The following is a 22,076-nucleotide window of genomic DNA, read 5'->3' on the forward strand; positions in this document are numbered from 1 at the left end:
GTGAACTGCGGAAATGCACACACCATCGGCCGGGCGGCGCTGTGCTCCCGGCCGCGGTTCCGAGCCCTCGCCGCGGGGGCTCTTGGGGAGCGGATCGAGGGTGCGCATGGCCGGCAAGGCGACCGGGACGACCGAGGCTGTCCCGGGTGACCACGAACTGAGAATGCTGCTCGCGGGACTGACCGCGGTGCGCGACGGAGACTTCGGCACCCGGCTGCCGGACGACTCCACCGGGCTCATGGGCGACATCGCCACCGTCTTCAACGGCATGGTCGACCAGCTCTCCGTGTTCACCTCCGAAGTCACCCGGGTGGCCCGCGAGGTCGGCACCGAGGGCACCCTCGGCGGGCAGGCCCAGGTGCCGGGCGTCTCCGGCACCTGGGCCGATCTGACCGACTCCGTCAACGCGATGGCGGGCAACCTCACCACCCAGGTGCGTGACATCGCGCAGGTCGCCACCGCCGTGGCCAAGGGCGACCTGTCCCAGAAGATCGACGTGCCCGCACGCGGCGAGATCCTCCAGCTGAAGGAAACCGTCAACACGATGGTGGACCAGCTGTCGGCGTTCGCGGACGAGGTCACGCGGGTGGCCCGCGAGGTGGGCACCGAGGGCCGCCTCGGCGGGCAGGCCCAGGTCCCGGGGGTCGCCGGGGTCTGGCGGGACCTGACGGACTCGGTGAACTTCATGGCCGGGAACCTGACGGCGCAGGTGCGCAACGTGGCCCAGGTGACGACCGCGGTGGCGCAGGGTGATCTGTCGCAGAAGATCACCGTGGACGCGCGGGGCGAGATCCTGGAGCTGAAGAGCACCATCAACACGATGGTCGACCAGCTCTCCGCGTTCGCGGACGAGGTGACCCGGGTGGCCCGTGAGGTGGGTACGGAGGGCCGGCTCGGCGGTCAGGCGGACGTCAAGGGCGTCAAGGGCACCTGGCGGGACCTGACGGACTCGGTCAATTTCATGGCCGGGAACCTGACGGCGCAGGTGCGCAACGTGGCCCAGGTGGCCACCGCGGTGGCGCAGGGTGATCTGTCGCAGAAGATCACCGTGGACGCGCGGGGCGAGATCCTGGAGCTGAAGAACACCATCAACACGATGGTCGACCAGCTCTCCGCGTTCGCGGACGAGGTGACCCGGGTGGCCCGCGAGGTGGGCACCGAGGGCCGGCTCGGCGGTCAGGCCCAGGTGCGCGGGGTCGCCGGCACCTGGAAGGACCTCACCGACAACGTCAACGTGATGGCCTCCAACCTCACCGGCCAGGTCCGCTCCATCGCGCAGGTCGCCACCGCCGTCGCCAAGGGCGACCTCTCCCAGAAGATCACCGTCGAGGCCAAGGGCGAGGTCGCCGCCCTCGCCGACGTCATCAACACCATGGTCGACACGCTCTCCGCGTTCGCCGACGAGGTGACCCGGGTGGCCCGCGAGGTGGGCACCGAGGGCCGCCTCGGCGGGCAGGCGCACGTGCCCCATGTGGCCGGCACCTGGAAGGACCTCACCGACAACGTCAACTCCATGGCCAACAACCTCACCGGCCAGGTGCGCAACATCGCGCTGGTGACCACGGCCGTGGCCAAGGGCGACCTGTCGAAGAAGATCGACGTCGACGCCCGCGGCGAGATCCTCGAACTGAAGACCACCATCAACACGATGGTCGACCAGCTCTCCGCCTTCGCCGACGAGGTGACCCGAGTCGCCCGTGAGGTGGGCACGGAGGGCCGGCTCGGCGGACAGGCCGAGGTCGAGGGCGTCTCCGGCACCTGGAAGCGGCTCACCGAGAACGTCAACGAACTCGCCGGCAACCTCACCCGTCAGGTTCGCGCCATCGCCGACGTCGCCAGCGCCGTCGCCGAGGGCGACCTGACCCGCTCCATCACCGTCGACGCCTCCGGCGAGGTCGCCGACCTCAAGGACAACATCAACTCCATGGTGGAGTCCCTGCGCGAGACCACCCGGGCCAACCAGGAACAGGACTGGCTCAAGACCAACCTCGCCCGGATCTCCGGCCTCATGCAGGGCCACCGCGACCTGCCCGTCGTCGCCGAGCTCATCATGGACGAGCTGGTGCCGCAGGTGTCCGCCCAGTACGGCGCCTTCTACCTCGCCGAGGAGCACGACTCCGGGCCCGAACTGCGGCTCGTCGGCTCCTACGGCCGGCCCGAGGACGACACCCGGCCGGTCCGCATCGCGTTCGGCCGCTCCCTGGTCGGCCAGGCCGCGCGCAGCCGCCGTACCATCGCCGTGGACGAGCTGCCGCCCGGATACGTCACCATCTCCTCCGGGCTCGGACAGGTCGAGCCGACCGCGCTGCTGCTGCTGCCCATCGTCTTCGAGGAGCAGGTCCTCGGCGTCATCGAGCTGGCCGCCGTCACCCCCTTCACCGCCGTCCAGCGGGACTTCCTGCAGCAGCTGGTGGACACCATCGGGGTGAACGTCAACACCATCGTCGCCAACGCCCGAACCGACGAACTGCTCGAGGAGTCGCAGCGGCTGACCAGCGAGCTGCAGTCCCGCTCGGCCGAGTTGCAGGCCCGGCAGGAGGAACTGCAGCGCTCCAACGCCGAACTGGAGGAGAAGGCCTCGCTGCTGGCCGAGCAGAACCGGGACATCGAGGCGAAGAACCTCCAGATCGAACAGGCCCGGCAGGAACTGGAGGCGCGCGCCCAGCAGCTCTCGCTCGCCTCCAAGTACAAGTCCGAGTTCCTCGCGAACATGAGCCACGAGCTGCGCACCCCGCTCAACAGCCTGCTCATTCTCGCCCAGTTGCTGGCCCAGAACCCCTCCCGCAACCTCACCCCGAAGCAGGTCGAGTACGCGGGCATCATCCACTCGGCCGGCTCCGACCTGCTCCAGCTCATCAACGACATCCTGGACCTGTCCAAGGTCGAGGCCGGCAAGATGGACGTCAGCCCCGAACGGGTCCCGCTGCGGCAGCTCATCGACTACGTCGAGGCCACCTTCCGCCCGATGACCTCGCAGAAGAGCCTCGACTTCACCGTCACCACGGCCCCCGGCGCCCCCGCCGACCTGCTCACCGACGACTCCCGGCTCCGGCAGATCCTGCGCAACCTGCTGTCCAACGCGGTCAAGTTCACCGAGCAGGGCGGCGTCGAACTGCGCGTCGAACCCGCCACCGACGACGAGGTGCCAGGCGGCGTCGTACGCGGCGGCGCGGTCGTCGCCTTCCGGGTGAAGGACACCGGCATCGGCATCCCCGAACAGCAACTGGAGACCATCTTCGGCGCGTTCCAGCAGGCGGACGGCACCACGAGCCGCAAGTACGGCGGCACCGGGCTCGGCCTGTCCATCACCCGGGAGATCGCCCACCTGCTCGGCGGCGCCGTCACTGTGGACAGCACCCCCGGCAGGGGCAGCACCTTCACCCTCTTCCTGCCCGTGGCCCGGCCGGACTTCGACGAACTCCTGCGCAGTGGCCGCTCCCTCCCGAGGACCGGGCAGGACGGCACGGACGCGCCGGACGGCCTCGTTCAGCAGCGGACGCCGGCCCTCGCACGGCGTGAACGGCCACGCCGCCTGCTCGTCGTCGAGGAGCGCCCGCGCGGGCTGCTGACGCTCGTCGCCGAGAGCGTCGTCCGGGACCTGGAAACCGGCCGCACCGACGGCGACGGCACGCCCGTCGACATCATCACCGCGGTCGGTGCCCAGGAGGCGGCCGGTGCCCTCGCCGCCGAACCCTGCCACTGCGTCGTCGTGGAACTGGGCATGCCCGACGGGGAGTCGGCCCGGTTCCTGGAGGCGCTGCGCGCCGACGCGGCCCTGACCGGCGTCCCGGTGCTGGTGCACGGCTCGCACCGTACCGAGCCCCTCGCCGAGGACACCGCGGGCGGTTCGCTGGAGTACCTGTTCAGCCTGGACGAGCTGCGCGAACGGATCGCGCTGCACCTGTCCGCCGAGGAGCCCGGCGAGGTGCTCACCCTGGTCCGCGGGGACGAGACCCAGCACACCGCACCCCACCTGATCGACGAGCACACCCGTGGCCGTACCGTCCTCGTCGTCGACGACGACGCCCGGAACCTGTTCGCGCTCAGCGGCATCCTCGAACTGCACGGTTTCCGCGTCCTGCACGCGGAGAACGGCCGCAAGGGCATCGAGACGCTGCTGAACAACCCGGACGTCGAACTCGTCCTGATGGACGTGATGATGCCCGAGATGGACGGCTACACCGCCACGGCCGAGATCCGCAAGATGCCGCAGTACGCCGACCTGCCGGTCATCGCCGTGACCGCCAAGGCCATGCAGGGCGACCGGGAGAAGAGCCTCGCCTCCGGCGCCAGCGACTACGTCACCAAGCCGGTCGACACCCATGACCTCATCGCCTGTGTCCGGCGCTGGCTCCCCGCATGAGCACCGCGACGAGCACGGCACAGTGCGCCCGCCCCACCGCAGGCCGAGGAGTACCGATCCGGTGAACGCGTACGAACCGGGCACGCCGGCAAGCGTGCCCGCCCAGCTCCCCGCCGCCGACGCGGCGCAGTCCGACGCACCCGCCACCTCCCCGGTCGGCCGGCTCGCCGCCACCGTGGAGCGGCTGCGCCGCGAGGTACGGGCGGCGCAGGCCGAGGCGGAGGGCCGGGCGCTGATCGAACTGGCCAAGGGCATCCTGGTCGAACGCCTCGGCTGCGGACCCGCCCAGGCCGCCCGTCAGCTCGCCGAACTCACCGAGCAGGCGCAGGTGACCCCGCTGGAGTTCGCGGTGGAGGTCATCAACCAGGCGGCCCGGGACCGCGTCGCGGAGGTCACCGAGGCGTTCCTGTCCGTCGCCGCGGACCCGTCCGGGCCCGTCGAGGGGTCCGCCGCCGTACGGCTGCGCGCCGCCGAGAGCGGTCTCCTGGCCGCACACGACACCCAGGCGATGGCCGACTCCCTGCTCGACCACGCCCTGCGCCCGCTGGGCGCGGTCGCCGTGGCGATCTGGTCGGTCGGCTCCGACGGCTCGCTGACCCTCGCGGGCAGCGCCGGTTTCCCGCCGGGCGAGGCGGCCCGCTGGCACTACGTCCCGCCCGACGTGGCCACCGTGGCCCGGCGCGGTCTGACCGAGCCCGACGGGCAGTGGCTGCCGTCGCTCGCCGGGTCCGGACTGCCCACGATCGGCCGCCGCGAGTACGCCGAGGGCGCCCGGATCGCCGTACCCGCCGGGGCGGGCGGCCGGATCCACGGCGTCCTGGAGATCGCCTGGCCGAAGCCGGAGGAACCGCTGCCGCGCCCCGTCGTCCGGCAGGTGGAGGCACTCGCCGAGCTGTGCGCGCACTCCCTGGAGACCTTCGTGCCGTCGCCCGGCACCGGACCGGAACCCGGGCTGCTGCCCGACGTGGTCGAGCTGATGGACCTGGCCGACGGGCTGCACGACCCGGCCCTGGTGCTGGTGCCGCACCTCGACGACACCGGGCAGCTCGTGGACTTCCGCATCCAGCACGTCAACAGCCGCTTCCTGGACCCGGCGGGGCGGCCCCGGGCCGTCGTGGGCGGCGCCCTGCTGCTGGAGGCCTACCCGATGGCCGCCGGCGACAGCGAGCTGTTCCAGCGGGTGGAACGGGTCTACGCCACCGGCGAGCCGTTCCGCGCCCGCCGGATGCGGCTGACCGCCCTGGTCGACCAGGTGCCGCTGTCCGCCGTCGCCGACATCAGCGTCAGCCGGCACGGCTCCAGCGTGCTGCTGATCTGGCGCATCGAGGACGAGACCGCGCGGCTGGCCAGCCTGCTCCAGCACGCCCAGCGGCTCGGCCGGATCGGCGGCTTCGAGGAGAACCTGCTCACCGGCGAGATCACCTGGAACGGCCAGCTGTTCAGCCTGTACGGCCGCCCGCCCACGAGCCCCCCGGTCGCGCTGCAGGACCTGCCGGCCCACGCCCATCCCGACGACGCCGTCGTCCTCGGCCGCTTCCTGCGCACCCTGCTGCACCGCCACAGGCCCGCCTCCGCCGCGTTCCGGCTGCTGCGCCCGGACGGCGTGACCCGGCACATCCGGGTGGTCGCCGAGCCCGTCCTCGACACCGGCGGCCAGCTCTTCGTCGTCCGCGGCGCCTACCAGGACATCTCCGCCCAGCACTGGACCGAGGTGGCCCTGGCCGCCACCCGCGACCAGCTGGCCCACACCGAGCAGCAGGCCGTGGAGCGCAACCGGCTGACCCTCCAGCTCCAGCACGCCATCATGCCCCCGGCGCAGGCCCCGCTGCGGGTGCCCGGCCTCCAGGTGGCGGTGCGCTACCGGCCCGCCGAGACCGAGCACCTGGTCGGCGGCGACTGGTACGACGCCGTGGTGCTGCCCTCCGGACTGGTCCTGCTGTGCGTCGGCGACGTCGCCGGGCACGGCATCGAGGCGGCGACCAGCATGGTCGTCCTGCGCAACGCGCTGCGCGGGCTCGCGGTGACCGGCGCCGGGCCGGCGCAGCTGCTGTCCTGGCTGAACATCGTCGCCCACCATCTGACCGGTGCCGTCACCGCGACGGCCGTGTGCGGCCTGTACGACGGCGAGCGACGGACCCTGCGCTGGGCACGGGCGGGCCATCTGCCGCCGGTGCTGGTGCGCGAGGCGGACGCCACCGCGCTGTCCCCCGTCAAGGGGCTGCTGCTGGGGGCCGTCCCGGAGGCGCGCTACGAGGAGACGGAGGTGCAGCTGGCCGCCGGGGACACGCTGCTGATGTACACCGACGGCCTGATCGAGCGCCGGGACCGCTCGGTGGAGGAGTCGCTGTCCCATCTGCTGGACACGGCGCGCGCGGCGCCCAGCACGCTGGACCAGCAACTGGACCGGCTGCTCACCTACAGCAGGTCGGACACCGACGACGACACCTGCATCGTCGGCATCAGGGTGGCGTGACCTGTCCGACCGGCTGGGCGCCGCCGGTCAGGCGGCGGCCTGGCCGAGCGGCACGGTCGCGGTGACCCGCTTGCCGCGGGACAGCCAGGTCACCTCCAGGCCGCGGGAGACCATCGCCACGAGATGCAGACCGTGGCCGCCGACCCGCCCGGGATCCGGAGGACGCCGCCGGGGCGGCTCCTCGGAGGTGTCCGTGACGGAGATGCGCAGCGCGGTGGCGTCGGGCAGCAGCTCCAGGCGCAGCGCGCACGGGCCGGGCGCGTGCTTGGCCGCGTTGGTGACGAGTTCGCTGACGACGAGCTGGGCATCCTGCAGCGGGCGCCGCCCGGGTGCGGGCCGCGCTCGCGCCAGCAGGGCCACGACGGCGTCTCTCGCCTCGGCGATGCTGGATACGCCGGTGTCCCAGGTGCGGCTGTAGCGCAGGGGCGCGGCGCGGTCCTGCGTCGTCGCGTGGGTCCTGAGCGGGATGTCCATACCTCGTTGCCCTTTTCCTCTGGGGTCAGGGGCCCTTCCTGTGCACAGGGGGGTCGTACCGTCCCTGCTCGGTTACCCGCTGGGCCGCCGGTCAAGGGGACGTCTCCGAGGAATCCTCCGGATGCTCACGAACGCCTGCTGAGGGGTGGCGCGGGCGGCGTGGGCACACAGCGCGACGGGCCCGGCGACCCGCTCGCGCGGATCTCCGGGCCCGTGGTGCGGCCGGATCGTCCTTCGGCCCTTCTCAGTGCTTGAAGACGTCCTTGATCTTCTCCTTGGCCTGCCGGGCGTCGCCCTTGGCGCCCTTCATGCGGCCCTCGGCCTCCACGCTCTCGTTGCCGACGGCGCGGCCCGCGGCCTCCTTGGCCTTGCCCTTGGCCTGCTCCGCCTTGGCCTTCGCCTTCTGGTTGCCGGCCATCACGTGTCACATCCCCACATCGACGTGGTCTCTGGTCGCCATCCGAATTGCCGCTGTGCCGCCGTCCAAACCCATGTGCGGGTCAGCGCTCGCGGCGACGCCGTACGACGTGCCGTACGACGAAGGCCGCGACGACGGCGGCGAGGGCGATGACGACGTAGAGCTGGTAGCGGCGGATCTCGTCGTAGATCGCGGTGATGTGGCTGCCCGCGAGGTAGGCCAGGGTCGCCCACAGACCGACCCACAGGGCCGCGCCGAGGGCGTTGAAGGCGAGGAAGCGGCGCCAGTGCATACCGGTGGTGCCCGCGATGACGCCGTTCGCCTGGCGCAGGCCCTCGACGAACCGCGCCACCGTCACGATCTTGCCGCCGTGCCGGGTGAAGAACGCCTCGGCGGCCTCGAACCGCTTGGGCGTCAGGAAGATGTACTTGCCCCAGCGGTGCACGAAGGCCCGCCCGCCGACCCGGCCGATCAGGTAGCCGAGGTTGTCCCCGGCGACCGCCGCGACGAACGCGATCAGCCCCACGGCCACGATGTTCAGCCGCCCCGCGCCCGCGTAGACCCCCGCCGCGAGCAGGATGGTCTCGCCCGGTGCGGGGACGCCGAAGTCCTCGACGAGGACCACCGCCCCCACGGCCCAGTAGCCGTAGTGGCCGAGCAGCGGCTCCAGGTGGGCCAGCGGGCCCGGAAGGGGAGGCGACATGCCTCAACGGTACGTCGGTCGGCCGTGCGGCGATCAGGGCCGGCTGACCGAGGCTTCCTGGTCCTGCTGGTCCCGCTCGTCCTGCTGGTCCCGCGTGACGGGGTCCGGGCCGGCCCCGGCCGCCGTTCGCCGGTCCCAGTGGCCGGTCAGGCGCCGGGCGAGCGGCTCGGTGTACCGGGCGGTCAGCGGGCCCAGCACGACCAGCAGCAGCACATAGGCGGTGGCCAGCGGGCCGAGGTCGGAGTCGATGCCGGAGGTGACGGCGAGCCCCGCGATGACGATGGAGAACTCGCCGCGGGCGACCAGGGTGCCGCCGGCCCGCCACCGGCCCCGGGCCGAGATGCCCGCGCGGCGGGCCGCCCAGTAGCCGGTGGCGATCTTGGTCAGGGTGGTGACGAAGGCCAGGGCGAGGGCGGGCAGCAGCACCGGCGGGATGCTGGCCGGATCGGTGTGCAGGCCGAAGAAGACGAAGAACACCGCGGCGAACAGGTCCCGCAGCGGGGCGAGGAGGTTGTGGGCGCCCTCGGCGACCTCGCCGGACAGGGCGATGCCCACGAGGAACGCTCCGACCGCCGCCGAGACCTGGAGCTGCTGGGCGACGCCGGCCACCACCAGCGTCAGCCCGAGGACCACCAGCAGCAGCTTCTCGGGGTCGTCGGTGGAGACGAACCGGGAGATGTGGCGGCCGTAGCGGACCGCCACGAGCAGCACCAGGCCCGCCACGCCGAGCGCGATGGCCAGCGTGACGCTGCCGGCGGCGAGCCCGGTTCCGGCCAGCAGGGCCGTGACCACGGGCAGGTAGACCGCCATGGACAGGTCCTCCAGCACCAGGATGCTGAGGATCACCGGTGTCTCCCGGTTGCCGATCCGGCCGAGGTCGCCGAGGACCTTGGCGATGACGCCGGAGGAGGAGATCCAGGTGATGCCGGCCAGGACGACGGCGGCGATCGGGCCCCAGCCCAGCAGCAGGGCCATGGCGGCGCCGGGCAGGGCGTTGAGGGTGGCGTCGACGATCCCGGCCGGGTACTGGGTCTTCAGGTTGGAGACCAGATCACCGGCCGTGTACTCGAGCCCCAGCATGAGCAGCAGCAGGACCACGCCGATCTCGGCGCCGATCGCGACGAACTCCTCGCTGGTGCCGAGCGGCAGCAGACCGCCCTCGCCGAAGGCCAGTCCGGCCAGCAGGTACAGCGGGATGGGCGAGAACCTCAGGCGGGCGGCGAGCCGGCCCAGCAGCCCGAGGCCCAGGATGATCGCGCCGAACTCGATCAGGAAGACCGCGGAGGAGTGCATGGATCACTCCCGCCCGAGTATCGCGGCGGCGGCGTCGACGCCCTCGCGGGTGCCGATGACGATCAGCGTGTCCCCGCCGGCCAGCCGGAAACCGGGGCCGGGGGAGGGGATCGCCTCGGCGCGGCGCAGGACGGCCACGATCGACACGCCGGTCTCGGTGCGCATCCGGGTCTCGCCGAGCAGCCGTCCGTTCCAGTGCGAGGTCCCGGACAGCTCGATCCGCTCGGCCACCAGACCCAGCTCCGTGGTGGAGAGCAGGGTGGGGCTGTGGTGGGTCGGTTTCAGGGCGTCGACCAGCGCCTCCGCCTCCTGTCCGCTGAGGTGGACCGACAGGGCACAGGCGTCCGGATCGTCGCGCCGGTAGGCGCTGAGGGTGCGCGAACCGTCCCGGTGGGCCACCACCGACAGATTGCGGTGTTCGCGTGTCGTCAGGTCGTACCGGACGCCGATGCCCGGCAACGGTGTCCTGCTGGTGCGTGCGGCGCTCATGGCTGCCCCCCTGCCCGGCTTGAATGTTTCTTGGTGAAACTTTTAACCGAACCCTACCCCGGAGCCTGATCGTCCGGGGGAGGGGGCCGGTGCGGGCAGGGGAGCGGACAGGCGGGCGGGGCTGGGCGGGCGGGGGTGGAGCGTCACGAACCGAAGGTCGCGGTGTCCTGGTCGCCGTCGCGATCGGGCTGGCACAGATGGCACAGCTCGTGATCCCCGTCGCGGGTGACGACGGTCCCCCAGCCCAGGCACTGCTCGCAGTCGCGGGCGAGGGTCAGATCGGGGTGGGGAGGCAGAAAGGGGCTGCGGTGGGCTCCGTGCGCCATACGGTGAGCGGCTCCTTGCAGTCGCGGGGCGTGGTGCGCGGGACAGGGCGAGCGATCTGAACGACGTCCATTATGTCCTACTTATTCCCCCATGTCAGTGACAAATGTCATGGAATGTCACCGGGATGTCATCGGGTGCCACCGCGCGCCGCGGGGGGCCACCGCGCTCACCGGGCGGCCACGACCGCGAACCCGCCCCCGACGCCTCAGCCGAGGTTCCCCAGCCGGGCGTCGCGCCACAGGTCCACGCCGCCCTCGGTCGCGTACCGGTCGATCTCGGCCAGCTCCTCGTCGCTGAAGGACAGGTTCCGCAGCGCGGCGACGTTCTGCTCCAGCTGCTCGACCCGCGAGGCGCCGATGACGAGCGAGGTCACCCGCTCGTCCCGCAGTGCCCAGGCCAGCGCCAGCTGGGCCAGCGTCTGCCCGCGCCGCGCCGCGATGTCGTTCAGGGCGCGCAGCCGGCCCCGCAGGTCGTCCGTCAGCCAGGAGGCGTCCAGGGACGTGCCCCGGGCGGCCCGCGAGTCCGCCGGGACGCCGTCCAGATAGCGGCCGGTGAGCAGGCCCTGGGCGAGCGCCGTGAAGCCGATGACGCCGAAGCCCTCCTCCTGGGCCGCGTCCAGCAGGCCGTCGGTCTCGATCCAGCGGTTGAGCATGCTGTACGAGGGCTGGTGGATCAGCAGCGGCGTGCCGAGGTCGCGCAGGATCGCGGCGGCCTGCCGGGTCCGCTCGGCGTCGTAGGAGGAGATGCCGACGTACAGGGCCTTTCCCTGGCGGACGGCGGTGTCGAGCGCGCCCATGGTCTCCTCCAGCGGCGTGCTCGCGTCCAGCCGGTGGGAGTAAAAGATGTCCACGTAGTCGAGGCCCATCCGGCCGAGCGACTGGTCCAGGGAGGCCAGCAGGTACTTGCGGGAGCCGCCGCCCTGCCCGTAGGGGCCGGGCCACATGTCCCAGCCGGCCTTGGTGGAGATCACCAGCTCGTCGCGGTAGGGCGCCAGGTCGCGCTTCAGCAGCCGCCCGAAGTTCACCTCCGCCGAGCCGTACGGCGGGCCGTAGTTGTTGGCGAGGTCGTGGTGGGTGATCCCGAGGTCGAAGGCGCGCAGCGCGATCTCGCGCTGGGCCTCGAACGGGCGGTCGTCGCCGAAGTTGTGCCAGTAGCCCAGGGACAGGACCGGCAGGTCCAGTCCGGATCGGCCGGTGCGCCGGTAGCGCATGCCGTCGTAGCGAGCGGGGTCCGCGACGTACGTCATCGGGTCTTCTCCGGGTGGTGCCGTAGGGGTGCCCCGCATGTACGCGCGGGCCCGTCCACCCTGCTCCGTGGCGCCGCTCAAGTCCAACCGTCGTCCCGGATGGGATTGAGCGGTTCCGTTTCTGAATCGGACACCCGGGCAGGCGGTGATCGACGGAGCGAGAGCAAGGAGGCGCTCATGAGCGGTGCGCGGTCCGGTGGGGAACGGCAGGACCGGGACGGGATGCGGGCGGCGGGGGCGGTGGCGCGGCTGCCGCGTCAGGTCCGGGAGGAGCTGACCCGCAGGCTGCGCCGCAACAGGGGCGCCTTCCGCGCGGACGACGTCCAGGTCGTCGAGCCCCCGCTGCTCCGGCGCGCCGTCGGCGCCTCCGCGCTCGGCAACTGCATGGAGTGGTTCGACTTCGGTGTCTACAGCTACCTCGCCGCCACCATCGGCAAGGTGTTCTTCCCCGGGGCCTCCCCGGCGGCCCAGGTCATCTCCTCGTTCGCGACCTTCGCCGCCGCCTTCGTCGTACGGCCCCTCGGCGGGCTGGTCTTCGGGCCGCTCGGCGACCGGATCGGGCGGCAGAAGGTGCTCGCCACGACCATGATCATGATGGCGATCGGCACCTTCGCCATCGGGGTGATCCCGGGCTACGCCACCATCGGCATCGCCGCGCCCGTGCTGCTCCTGCTGGCCCGGATGGTCCAGGGCTTCTCCACCGGCGGCGAGTACGGCGGAGCCACCACCTTCGTCGCCGAGTACTCCCCGGACCGCCGGCGCGGTCACCTCTCCAGCTGGCTCGACTTCGGCACCTTCACCGGCTACGCACTCGGCTCGGCCCTGGTCACCGTGCTCAACCTGGCCCTGACGGATGACCAGATGCTCTCCTGGGGCTGGCGCGTGCCGTTCCTGATCGCCGGGCCGCTCGGCGTGATCGGCCTCTACATGCGGCTGAAGCTGGAGGAGTCCCCGGCCTTCCAGCAGCAACTGGACGACCACGAGAAGGCCCTGGCGCAGGAGTCGGCGGGCGGCGAGTTCAAGGACATCGTCAGGAACCACTGGCGGCCCCTGCTCGTCTGCATGGGCCTGGTGCTGCTCTACAACGTCACCAACTACATGGTCACCGGCTATCTGCCGACCTATCAGACCGAGACCCTGCACCGCTCCAGCGGTTCCGCGGACGTCCTGGTGCTCGTCGGGATGGTGTGGATCGTCGTCCTGATCACCTTCCTCGGCCGGCTCAGCGACCGGGTCGGCCGGCGGCCGCTCTACGCCGTCGCCGCGGCAGCCATGATCGTGCTCGCCGTCCCCGCCTTCCTGCTCATCAAGGCGCACGGCACCTGGCCGCCGATCCTCGGGGTGCTGCTCCTGGCCACGCTGCTGGCCTGCTTCGCCGCGCCCAGCGCGGCCACCCTGCCCGCCCTGTTCCCGACCGCCGTCCGCTACGCGGCCATGGGCATCGGCTTCAACTTCGCCGTCGCCGCGTTCGGCGGCACCACCCCGCTGGTCACCGCCGCTCTGGTCGACGTCACCGGCGACGACCTCATGCCCGCCTACTACCTGATGCTGGCCGGCGCCATCGGCCTGCTCACCGTCCGGTTCCTGCCCGAGAGCGCCCAGGTCCCGCTCAAGGGCTCGCAGCCGATGGTCGGTTCGAGCGAGGAGAGGCGCGAACTCATCGTGACATCCAGGGAGTTGTACGCCCTCACGCAGGAGCGGGAGAAGGCGCGGCGCGGCTGAGCCGAGGCCGGGTCGGGGGCTTGTCCGATCCTACGAACTTCTCGTCCGCCGGGTTACCGGCCCGCACCGCGTTTGATAGGAAACTTTCCTACCAGTATCGGTACGGACCAACTTCCCACCCCCCACTCCCACTTGGAGCCCCTGTGGTGAACGCAGACCGCGAAGCGGCAGCCCCCGCGAGCCCCGTCGGCCTCTCCCGTCTCTCCCGCCGGACCGTCGTCGCCGCGCTCGGCGCCGTCGCCTCGGGCGCCCTCCTCGGAGTCTCCCGCGCCGGCACGGCCTCGGCCGCCGCGCCGGGGCTGGACGACCCGGCGAAGAAGGAGATCGCCATGAAGCTGGTGTCGAGCGCGGAGAACTCCTCGCTCGACTGGAAGGCCCAGTACAAGTACATCGAGGACATCGGCGACGGCCGCGGCTACACGGCCGGCATCATCGGCTTCTGCTCCGGCACCGGCGACATGCTCGACCTCGTCCAGCTCTACGCCGACCGCAAGCCCGGCAACGTCCTGGCCAAGTACCTGCCCGCCCTGCGCAAGGTCAACGGCACCGACTCGCACGAGGGCCTGGACCCCAACTACCCCAAGGACTGGCGCAAGGCCGCCCAGGACACCGCCTTCCAGCAGGCGCAGAACGACGAACGCGACCGCGTCTACTTCAACCCCGCCGTCGCCCAGGGCAAGACGGACGGGCTGCGCGCGCTGGGTCAGTTCATCTACTACGACGCCATCGTCATGCACGGCGACGGCGACGCCCCGACCAGCTTCCGCAACATCCGCAAGCGCGCCCTGCGCAACGCCAAGCCGCCGGCCCAGGGCGGCGACGAGACGACGTACCTCAACGCCTTCCTGGACGCCCGGGTGTGGGCCATGAAACAGGAGGAGGCCCACAGCGACACCAGCCGCGTCGACACCGCGCAGCGGGTCTTCCTGCGCAAGGGCAACCTCGACCTGAACACGCCGCTCGACTGGAAGGTGTACGGGGACAGCTACCACATCGGCTGACCTCGGCCGGGTGGGGCGCGGCGGGCCGGCGGGCGCGGACCCCGACACCGGGGGGCGCGGTCCGGCGGCCTGCCGCGCCCTGCTCACCGGTGTCGGGGTGGCTGGTGGGGCGCACTCGCACGGCACGCCCCGGGCGAGGAAAGATGGGCGGTGAGCGAACGACCCCACCGAAGCGGAGGAACGGACTCATGGCGCACGAGCGCGCCGGCCGGCCGGCCGGTCCCGAGGACCTTGTCGACGTGGCCCGGCTGGTCACGGCGTACTACACGCTGCACCCCGACCCGGCCGACCCGGGGCAGCGGGTGGCGTTCGGCACCTCGGGCCACCGCGGCTCGTCCCTGGCGAGCGCCTTCAACGAGGACCACATCGCCGCCACCAGCCAGGCCATCTGCGAGTACCGGGCCGCCCAGGGCACCGACGGGCCCCTCTTCCTGGGCGCCGACACCCACGCCCTGTCCGAGCCGGCCAAGGCCACCGCGCTGGAGGTCTTCGCCGCCAACGAGGTGACCGTCCTCATCGACAGCGCGGACGGCTACACGCCCACGCCCGCCGTCTCGCACGCGATCCTGACCTACAACCGGGGCCGCACCACGGGCCTCGCCGACGGCGTGGTCGTCACCCCGTCGCACAACCCGCCGGCCGACGGCGGCTTCAAGTACAACCCGCCGAGCGGCGGCCCGGCGGCCTCCGGCGCCACCTCCTGGATCCAGGACCGCGCCAACCAGATCATCACGGGCGGCCTCAAGGACGTGCGCCGCCTGCCGTACGCCCGCGCGCTCGCCGCGGACACCACCCAGCGGTACGACTTCCTCGGCACGTACGTCACCGATCTGCCCGGCGTCCTGGACCTGGACGCGGTCCGCGCCTCCGGCGTGCGCATCGGCGCCGACCCGCTCGGCGGTGCCTCCGTCGCCTACTGGGGCCGGATCGCCGACCAGCACGGCATCGACCTGACGGTGGTCAACCCGCACACCGACCCCACCTGGCGGTTCATGACGCTGGACTGGGACGGCCAGATCCGCATGGACTGCTCCTCGCCGTACGCGATGGCCTCGCTCATCGAGCAGCGCGACCGCTTCCGCATCGCCACCGGCAACGACGCCGACGCCGACCGGCACGGCATCGTCACCCCGGACGCGGGCCTGATGAACCCCAACCACTACCTCGCCGTCGCCATCTCCTACCTCTACCAACACCGCGACCGGTGGCCGGCCGCCGCGGGCATCGGCAAGACCCTCGTCTCCTCCACCATGATCGACCGGGTCGCGGGCGACCTCGGCCGCCGGCTCGTCGAGGTGCCCGTCGGCTTCAAGTGGTTCGTGGACGGACTCGTCGGCGGCGACCTCGGGTTCGGCGGCGAGGAGTCGGCCGGCGCGTCCTTCCTGCGCCGGGACGGCTCGGTGTGGACCACTGACAAGGACGGCATCATCCTCGCCCTGCTCGCCTCCGAGATCACGGCCGTCACCGACAAGACCCCCTCGGAGCACTACGCCGACCTGACCGCCCGCTTCGGCGCACCCGCCTACGCCCGCATCGACGCTCCCGCGACCCGCGAACAGAAGGCGCTGCTCGCCAAGCTGTCGCCGGCGCAGGTCACCGCGGACACGCTGGCCGGGGAGCCGGTCACGGCCGTGCTCACCGAGGCGCCCGGCAACGGCGCCGCGATCGGCGGCATCAAGGTCACCACCGAGAACGCCTGGTTCGCCGCCCGGCCCTCGGGCACCGAGGACGTCTACAAGGTCTACGCCGAGTCCTTCCTCGGCGCCGACCACCTCGCCCGGGTGCAGGAGGAGGCCCAGGCCGTGGTGCTGGGGGCGCTCGGCGGCTGAGCGAGCGGTGGGGGCGGCCTCCCGGCCGGGGAGACCGCCCCCACCGCCCCCGGCTCAGTCGCGTCCGCGCCCCCGGTCCAGGCGGTCCAGCACGGCCTGTGCCATGGCGGCTTCGCCCTTGGCGTTGGGGTGCGCGGGGGCGGCGGGGGAGGCCGGCTGCAGCGGCTCGATCCAGCGGTCCGCCGGCGCCTTGCACATGTCGTGGCCGACCGTGGGGCCGTAGGTGTCCACGTACTCGGCCCGGTTCACACCCGCCACCAGCCGCAGCATCAGGTTCAGCCGCTTCTCGGTGTCCCGCAGGTAGCCGAAGTCCTTCTGTGCGAAGGGGACTTGCGGGAAGCAGCCGCTGCCGTCGTCCGGGAGGAGGTCCGGGTAGCCGACCACGACCACCCGGGCGTGCGGCGCCCGGGCGTGCACGGCCCGCAGCGCCCGGTCGACCTTCGGTGCGGTCAGCGCGATGGTGAGGGCCAACCGGTCGTGACCGGAGGCCGTGTAGGAACGCTCGCAGGGGTTGCCCGCCGGGTCCTGGGCGGCCAGGCGGGCGCAGGTGCCGATGATGGTGCCGAAGCCGATGTCGTTGCCGCCGATCTGCAGCGTCACCAGGTCCGTGTGCCGGTCCAGGGCGTCGAGCTGGGGCGGGTTGATGCCCTGCGCCCGCCACATCTCGGCGGTCGTCGCTCCGCCGCAGCTCACGTCCGTGAACGCGGCCACCTGCCGCCGGGCGGCCACGAGCGAGGGGTAGTTGTGGTCCGAGCGCGCGCAGTCGGCGTCCACCTGCCGGGGGATGCCGGGGCCCGAGGTGTAGGAGTCGCCGAGCGCCACATAGGCGGTCGCGCGGCCGGGTCCGCCGGGATGGGCCGCGGCCGGTGCCGTACCGGCGGCGACCAGGGCGCAGCCGCCCAGTACCGCTCCGAGCACGGCGCTGCGCCGCCGGCCTCTCGCCCCGCCCGCCGGATGTGTGCCGTTCGCCATGAGTCCTCCCCCTGAGCCCGCTGCGGCGCGCGGCGGCACCACCCGGGAGCGGCCCTCGCGCGTTCGACCGGGTCTGTATACCGTCCGGTAGCTCTCGCCGACCAGAAGCGGGACGCGACGAGTTCAGGGGGAGGGGCGGGCAACGGCCGCGGGACTGGGGCCGGTTCAGACGCCGGACACCTGCTCCACCGGGGCGGACGGCCGGAGGGCGGACGTCGTCTGGAGCAGGGAGTCGTCCTCCGGGCGGGCGCCGGAGAGGCGGTGGCGGGCGGCGATGAGGGCCATGTCGACGTCCCGGGTGCCGGTGGCCACGCACAGCGTGTAGGAGACGTCCGCGAGCCGCTGCCGTGCCTCCGGTGTGCTCTCCTCCGCCCCGAGCAAGGTGAGGGCCTCGTACTGGGCGATGAGGTCCTGCAGTACCGCGGGATGTGCCATGAGCATGCGATCCGCCTCCCTGATGGGTCGCCGATGTACGAAGTCGGAGCGCGAATACCCGCACATCCGCCCCGCATGCCCCCCGGTCTCACTTGACGACCGGAAGTGTGAGTGGTTGAGTACTCACATGAAGACCGAACGGACCCGCCAGTTGTCCACCGCCGAGGAGCGTCGCGAGACGGTGCTGCGCACCGCGATCGGAGCCTTCGCGGCCCGCGGCTACTTCGGCACCACCACCACCGAGGTGGCCAAGGCGGCCGGCATCTCCCAGGCGTACGTCTACCGGCTCTTCCCGAACAAGGAGCTGCTCTTCACCGCCGTGGTCGAGCACTGCTTCGTACAGGTGCGGACCTGTCTGGAGCGGGCGGCGGCCGAGGCGCGGGGCAGCTCGCCGGAGGTGGTCCTCGGCGCCATGGGGGACGCCTACGCGCGGCTGATCAGCGACAACGACCTGATGCTGATCCAACTGCACGCGCAGGCCGCCGCCGTGTCGGAGCCCGCTGTGCGGGAGGCCGTACGGCAGGGGTACGCGCGGCTGGTGGAGTACGTGCGCGGTGCCTCGGGCGGCGGCGAGGAGCAGGTCCAGGAATTCTTCGCGCGGGGCATGCTGTGCCACCTGATCGTCTCCATGGGGGCCGACGAGGTGGACGCGCCCTGGACGCGGACGCTGGCCGCCGGGATGCGGCACTACTGAGCCGGGGCCCGGACGCCGCGGGATCGCGGCGAGGCGAGGTGTGACACCTCGCCTTCTCTTTGGCCCCAAGAGTGAGTGGTCAACCACACTATCTAGGTCTGTTCCAGGAGCCCATCGTGAAGTCGCTGTCCGGCACCCGTCCCGTCCGCCCGCGCGCCGCCCTGGCGGCCCTGGCCGGCGCCCAGTTCGCCGTCATGCTCGCCACCTCCGTCGTCAATGTCGCCCTGCCGCGCATCCAGTCCGGAGTGGGACTCTCGGACGCCGTCGCCCCCTGGGTCGTCAACGCCTACGGCCTCGCCTTCGGAGCCCTGTTGCTCGCCGGCGGACGGGCGGCCGACCTGCTCGGGCGCCGCCTGGCCCTGCTCGCGGGGCTCACCGTCTTCGGCGCCGCCTCACTGACCGCCGGACTGGCCCCCTCCGCCGGACCGCTCATCGCCGCCCGCGCCGTGCAGGGCGCCGGCGCCGCCCTGGTGGCACCCGCGGCCCTGGCGCTGGTGATGGACCTCTTCCCGCCCGGACCGGGACGCGGACGCGCCCTGGGGGTGTGGGGAGCGGTGTCCGCCGCGGGCGCGGCCGCCGGAGTGCTGCTCGGCGGACTGCTGACCCAACTGCTCGGCTGGGCCTGGATCTTCCACACCGTCGCGTTCGGCACCGCTCTGGTCGCCGGGGCGGTGGCGGCCTCCGTACCCCGCGTTCCCGCCGGCGCCCCGGGCCGCTTCGACCTCCTGGGCACGGCCGCCGTGACCTCGGCGCTGACCGCGCTCGTCTGGGGGCTGACGGCGGCGCGCCGCACCGGCTGGAGCGCCCCGCAGGCGCTCGCCGCGTTCACCTTCGCGGCCGTCCTGCTCGTGGCCTTCGTCCGCGTCGAGCGCCGGCACTCCGCTCCGCTGCTGCCGCCCCGCCTCCTCACCACGGGCACCGTCGCCGCCGGGAACGTCCTGATGGCCCTGCTCGGCTCCGTGTGGATCGCGTTGTTCTTCTTCCTGCCGCTCTACCAGCAACAGGTGCTGGGGTACGGCCCCTTGGTCACCGGCCTGGGCCAACTGCCCCTCGCCGCGGCCACCATGCTCGGCTCCGCCCTCGCGCCCCGCCTCACCCGCCGTCCGGGCTCGTCGCTCACCGTCGGCGCGGCCCTGCTCACCGAGGCCGCCGGGCTGCTCTGGCTGGCCCGCATCCGTGCCGACGGCGGCTACGCCGTCGACGTCCTCGGGCCGACGGTCCTCATCGGGCTGGGGCTGGGGGCCGCGTTCGTCCAGCTCACCGCCCTCGCCATGGCCGGCGTCCCGCGAGCCGACGCCGGACTGGCCGGGGGACTGGTGAACACCACCCGGCAGGTCGGCGGCGCGATCGGCCTCGCCGTACTGACCACCCTGGCGGGTTCCGTCACCGCCCACGCGGCCACCGGCCGGCCGGACCCGGAAGCACTCACCGCCGGCTACCGCACCGCGTTCGCCGTCTCCGCCGCCCTGCTCGCCCTGACCGCGGCCCTCGTCCCCGCCCTGACCCGCCGCCGGGCGGTACCGGGCGCCGACCCCCGGACCGGGACCGGTCCGTCAGCGCACTGAACCGGCCCACCACCGTCACCACCACCTGAAAGGAACACCCGTCATGCACACCATCGACGAACACGCCCCCGTCGTCGTCCGGCTGTCCACCGTGATCGACGCCCCCCTCGCCACCGTCTGGGAACTGCACACCGCCGTCGACGCCTGGCCCGCCTGGAACCCCGGCGTCGAGTCCGCCCGGCTGGACGGTCCGCTGCGCACCGGGGCCTCGTTCACCTGGCGCACCCACGGCCTGGACATCACCTCGACCGTCCGGGAAGTGGTCCCGGGCGAGCGGATCGTCTGGGGCGGCCCCTCCGCCGGCATCACCGGCATCCACGTGTGGGCCTTCGAGGGGACCGGCGACCAGGTCACCGTGCGCACCGAGGAGTCCTGGAGCGGCGCACCCGTCGACGCCCAGCCCGATGAGCTGCGCTCGGCCCTCCACCAGTCCCTGGAGATCTGGCTGAGCGCCCTCAAGTCCCGCGCCGAGCAGTCGCACTGACCCGTCCGGCACCTCGCCACTCCCCAGCAGCGCCCACACGAACGAAGGGATCACCACGATGAGCACCAAGCCCTACCTGACCGGCCACTACGAGCCCGTCGCCGACGAGATCAGCGCCACCGCGCTCCCGGTCGAGGGCACCCTGCCGCCCGAGCTGACCGGCCGGCTCATCCGCAACAGCCACAACCCGAAGCCCGGCGTCACGCCCAGTCACTGGTTCAAGGGCAGCGGCATGGTCCACGGCATCCGGCTGCGCGAGGGCCGCGCCGAGTGGTACCGCAACCGCTGGGTGCGCACCCCGGCCCTGGACGGCGCCCCCTACCTGACCGAGCGCGGTCCCGACCTCACCGCCAGCACCGCCGGCACCCACGTCATCGAACACGCCGGTCGCCTGCTGGCGCTGTGCGAGGCCAACCTCCCCTTCGAGCTGACCGCCGAGCTGGAGACCGTCGGCGCCCACGACTTCGGGGGCAAGCTGCGCAGCGCCATGACCGCGCACCCCAAGACCGACCCGGTCACCGGCGAGCTGCACTTCTTCGGCTCCTCGCCGTTCCCGCCGTACCTGATGTACTACGTCGCGGACGCCAAGGGGCACATCACGCACAGCGCCGAGGTCCCGGGCGCCACCGCCTCCCTCAAGCACGACTTCGCCCTCACCCGGCATCACGTCGTCTTCGTCGAGGGCACGGTCACCTTCGACCCGGACGAGCACTCCGGCATCCCGTACGGCTGGAACGACGCCCAGCCCGCCCGCATCGGGGTCATGCCGCGCGGCGGGGACGGGGCGGACCGCATCCGCTGGTTCCCGGTCCGGCCCGGCAACATGCTGCACGCCGCCAACGCCTACGAGGACGAGCGCGGCCGGATCGTTCTGGAGGGCCCCACCGTCGACCGCGAGGGCTTCCGGCTCTCCTGGAACTGGTGGGTCGGCGCCCCGGGCCGCGGTGCCGAGCCCAACGCCCGCTCCTACACCCGCCGCTGGGTGATCGACCTGGCGGCCGGCAGCGTCGACGAGCAGACCATCGACGACCTCGCCGTCGAGTTCCCCACCCTCAACGAGGACTACCTCGGCGCGGAGCACCGCTACCAGTACGCCGTCTCCTTCCCCGACCAGGACGGCATCGGCGGTTACGGCATCGTCAAGTACGACCGGCGGACCGGAGCCCGCCGGGTCCGCCCGACCGGCGACGCCCGGCTCCCCAGCGAGGCCGTCTTCGTGCCCGCCGCGGGCGGCACCGCCGAGGACGACGGCTATCTGCTCACCGTCGTCTCCGACCTCAAGCAGGACGCCTCCCGCCTGCTCGTCCTCGACGCCGTCGGCCTCGGCCAGGTCGCCGCCGTCGATCTGCCCCGCCGGGTGACGGCCGGCATCCACGGCTCCTGGATCCCGGACAGCGCGCTCGACGGGGACGACGGGGAGGGCTGAGCGGCCGGACGGACGCGCGGCACCGGGGGGCCGGGTCCCCCCGGTGCCGCGGCGCCTTTTCTGGAAGCGTGAGGAGCAGGGGGACAGGGGGGTGCGGGAGTGCCGGAGTGCACGGCGATGTGCCGGTGCGTCACTCGGTCGGGTGCTCTCCGCCCGGTATGT

General features: G+C 72.5%; 18 protein-coding genes. 9 read left to right on the forward strand and 9 right to left on the reverse strand.

Going from position 1 to position 22,076, the window contains the following annotated elements:
- Positions 1–106: 106 nt before the first annotated feature.
- Positions 107–4,363 (forward strand): HAMP domain-containing protein, encoded by a 4,257-nt coding sequence (locus OO52_RS06085; RefSeq protein WP_030641730.1) that lies wholly within the window; start codon positions 107–109, stop codon positions 4,361–4,363.
- A 61-nt stretch (positions 4,364–4,424) separates the two neighbouring features.
- The gene (locus OO52_RS06090) at positions 4,425–6,836 is read left to right on the forward strand and encodes a SpoIIE family protein phosphatase (protein ID WP_030641732.1); all 2,412 of its coding nucleotides are present in this window, start codon (positions 4,425–4,427) and stop codon (positions 6,834–6,836) included.
- 27 nt (positions 6,837–6,863) lie between these two features.
- On the opposite strand, the gene OO52_RS06095 is transcribed toward OO52_RS06090, so the two are convergent.
- The 7 genes from OO52_RS06095 to mgrA form a co-directional block, all read right to left on the reverse strand.
- Positions 6,864–7,310: an ATP-binding protein gene (locus OO52_RS06095; protein ID WP_030641735.1), complete on the reverse strand. Its 447-nt coding sequence runs from the start codon at positions 7,308–7,310 to the stop codon at positions 6,864–6,866.
- 244 nt (positions 7,311–7,554) lie between these two features.
- Positions 7,555–7,728: a CsbD family protein gene (locus OO52_RS46910; protein WP_078629903.1), complete on the reverse strand. Its 174-nt coding sequence runs from the start codon at positions 7,726–7,728 to the stop codon at positions 7,555–7,557.
- 82 nt (positions 7,729–7,810) lie between these two features.
- Positions 7,811–8,431, reverse strand: coding sequence for a DedA family protein (locus tag OO52_RS06100; RefSeq protein ID WP_030641737.1), 621 nt, complete (start codon positions 8,429–8,431; stop codon positions 7,811–7,813).
- Between the two features lie 33 nt (positions 8,432–8,464).
- Positions 8,465–9,724 (reverse strand): cation:proton antiporter, encoded by a 1,260-nt coding sequence (locus OO52_RS06105; protein WP_030641739.1) that lies wholly within the window; start codon positions 9,722–9,724, stop codon positions 8,465–8,467.
- A 3-nt stretch (positions 9,725–9,727) separates the two neighbouring features.
- The gene (locus tag OO52_RS06110; protein ID WP_030641741.1) at positions 9,728–10,213 is read right to left on the reverse strand and encodes a cation:proton antiporter regulatory subunit; all 486 of its coding nucleotides are present in this window, start codon (positions 10,211–10,213) and stop codon (positions 9,728–9,730) included.
- 143 nt (positions 10,214–10,356) lie between these two features.
- Positions 10,357–10,539: a hypothetical protein gene (locus tag OO52_RS06115; protein ID WP_030641743.1), complete on the reverse strand. Its 183-nt coding sequence runs from the start codon at positions 10,537–10,539 to the stop codon at positions 10,357–10,359.
- Positions 10,540–10,745: 206 nt separating this feature from the next.
- Entirely contained in the window at positions 10,746–11,786 is a 1,041-nt protein-coding gene (mgrA, locus tag OO52_RS06120) for an L-glyceraldehyde 3-phosphate reductase (protein WP_030641745.1), read from the reverse strand.
- Positions 11,787–12,008: 222 nt separating this feature from the next.
- On the opposite strand from mgrA, the gene OO52_RS06125 reads away from it, so the two are divergent.
- From OO52_RS06125 to pgm, 3 genes are all read left to right on the forward strand, one after another.
- Positions 12,009–13,508, forward strand: coding sequence for an MFS transporter (locus tag OO52_RS06125; RefSeq protein ID WP_199819898.1), 1,500 nt, complete (start codon positions 12,009–12,011; stop codon positions 13,506–13,508).
- Between the two features lie 143 nt (positions 13,509–13,651).
- Positions 13,652–14,509 carry a chitosanase gene (locus tag OO52_RS06130; protein WP_030641750.1) on the forward strand — a complete coding sequence of 286 codons (858 nt, stop codon included), beginning with the start codon at positions 13,652–13,654 and terminating at the stop codon, positions 14,507–14,509.
- A 188-nt stretch (positions 14,510–14,697) separates the two neighbouring features.
- Positions 14,698–16,338, forward strand: a complete 1,641-nt coding sequence (gene pgm / locus OO52_RS06135) for a phosphoglucomutase (alpha-D-glucose-1,6-bisphosphate-dependent) (RefSeq protein WP_030641752.1) — start codon at positions 14,698–14,700, stop codon at positions 16,336–16,338.
- 54 nt (positions 16,339–16,392) lie between these two features.
- Here pgm and OO52_RS06140 read toward each other — a convergent pair whose 3' ends face one another.
- Positions 16,393–17,310 carry an SGNH/GDSL hydrolase family protein gene (locus tag OO52_RS06140; RefSeq protein WP_030641754.1) on the reverse strand — a complete coding sequence of 306 codons (918 nt, stop codon included), beginning with the start codon at positions 17,308–17,310 and terminating at the stop codon, positions 16,393–16,395.
- A gap of 165 nt (positions 17,311–17,475) precedes the next feature.
- Positions 17,476–17,751 (reverse strand): DUF5133 domain-containing protein, encoded by a 276-nt coding sequence (locus OO52_RS06145; protein WP_030641756.1) that lies wholly within the window; start codon positions 17,749–17,751, stop codon positions 17,476–17,478.
- A gap of 121 nt (positions 17,752–17,872) precedes the next feature.
- Between OO52_RS06145 and OO52_RS06150 the strand changes: the two genes are divergently transcribed.
- The 4 genes from OO52_RS06150 to OO52_RS06165 all read left to right on the forward strand — a co-directional run bounded on the left by OO52_RS06150 (position 17,873) and on the right by OO52_RS06165 (position 21,914).
- Positions 17,873–18,439 carry a TetR/AcrR family transcriptional regulator gene (locus OO52_RS06150; RefSeq protein WP_030641758.1) on the forward strand — a complete coding sequence of 189 codons (567 nt, stop codon included), beginning with the start codon at positions 17,873–17,875 and terminating at the stop codon, positions 18,437–18,439.
- A 116-nt stretch (positions 18,440–18,555) separates the two neighbouring features.
- Positions 18,556–20,004: an MFS transporter gene (locus OO52_RS06155; RefSeq protein WP_051818244.1), complete on the forward strand. Its 1,449-nt coding sequence runs from the start codon at positions 18,556–18,558 to the stop codon at positions 20,002–20,004.
- A gap of 43 nt (positions 20,005–20,047) precedes the next feature.
- Positions 20,048–20,488, forward strand: a complete 441-nt coding sequence (locus OO52_RS06160; protein WP_030641762.1) for an SRPBCC family protein — start codon at positions 20,048–20,050, stop codon at positions 20,486–20,488.
- A 58-nt stretch (positions 20,489–20,546) separates the two neighbouring features.
- Positions 20,547–21,914: a carotenoid oxygenase family protein gene (locus OO52_RS06165; RefSeq protein WP_030641766.1), complete on the forward strand. Its 1,368-nt coding sequence runs from the start codon at positions 20,547–20,549 to the stop codon at positions 21,912–21,914.
- The last annotated feature ends 162 nt before the right edge of the window (positions 21,915–22,076 follow it).

Source organism: Streptomyces flaveolus (genome assembly GCF_000716535.1).
GTDB classification, from domain to species: Bacteria; Actinomycetota; Actinomycetes; order Streptomycetales; family Streptomycetaceae; genus Streptomyces; species Streptomyces flaveolus_A.

What these genes read in the sequence shown, in the direction of transcription:
- pgm (WP_030641752.1), top strand. Translation starts at nt 14,698, where the DNA reads ATGGCGCACGAGCGCGCCGGCCGGCCGGCCGGTCCCGAGGACCTTGTC.
- OO52_RS46910 (WP_078629903.1), bottom strand. Translation starts at nt 7,728, where the DNA reads ATGGCCGGCAACCAGAAGGCGAAGGCCAAGGCGGAGCAGGCCAAGGGC.
- OO52_RS06145 (WP_030641756.1), bottom strand. Translation starts at nt 17,751, where the DNA reads ATGCTCATGGCACATCCCGCGGTACTGCAGGACCTCATCGCCCAGTAC.
- OO52_RS06150 (WP_030641758.1), top strand. Translation starts at nt 17,873, where the DNA reads ATGAAGACCGAACGGACCCGCCAGTTGTCCACCGCCGAGGAGCGTCGC.
- OO52_RS06115 (WP_030641743.1), bottom strand. Translation starts at nt 10,539, where the DNA reads ATGGCGCACGGAGCCCACCGCAGCCCCTTTCTGCCTCCCCACCCCGAT.
- OO52_RS06085 (WP_030641730.1), top strand. Translation starts at nt 107, where the DNA reads ATGGCCGGCAAGGCGACCGGGACGACCGAGGCTGTCCCGGGTGACCAC.
- OO52_RS06095 (WP_030641735.1), bottom strand. Translation starts at nt 7,310, where the DNA reads ATGGACATCCCGCTCAGGACCCACGCGACGACGCAGGACCGCGCCGCG.
- OO52_RS06165 (WP_030641766.1), top strand. Translation starts at nt 20,547, where the DNA reads ATGAGCACCAAGCCCTACCTGACCGGCCACTACGAGCCCGTCGCCGAC.
- OO52_RS06105 (WP_030641739.1), bottom strand. Translation starts at nt 9,724, where the DNA reads ATGCACTCCTCCGCGGTCTTCCTGATCGAGTTCGGCGCGATCATCCTG.
- OO52_RS06160 (WP_030641762.1), top strand. Translation starts at nt 20,048, where the DNA reads ATGCACACCATCGACGAACACGCCCCCGTCGTCGTCCGGCTGTCCACC.
- OO52_RS06100 (WP_030641737.1), bottom strand. Translation starts at nt 8,431, where the DNA reads ATGTCGCCTCCCCTTCCGGGCCCGCTGGCCCACCTGGAGCCGCTGCTC.
- OO52_RS06125 (WP_199819898.1), top strand. Translation starts at nt 12,009, where the DNA reads ATGCGGGCGGCGGGGGCGGTGGCGCGGCTGCCGCGTCAGGTCCGGGAG.
- mgrA (WP_030641745.1), bottom strand. Translation starts at nt 11,786, where the DNA reads ATGACGTACGTCGCGGACCCCGCTCGCTACGACGGCATGCGCTACCGG.
- OO52_RS06140 (WP_030641754.1), bottom strand. Translation starts at nt 17,310, where the DNA reads ATGGCGAACGGCACACATCCGGCGGGCGGGGCGAGAGGCCGGCGGCGC.
- OO52_RS06110 (WP_030641741.1), bottom strand. Translation starts at nt 10,213, where the DNA reads ATGAGCGCCGCACGCACCAGCAGGACACCGTTGCCGGGCATCGGCGTC.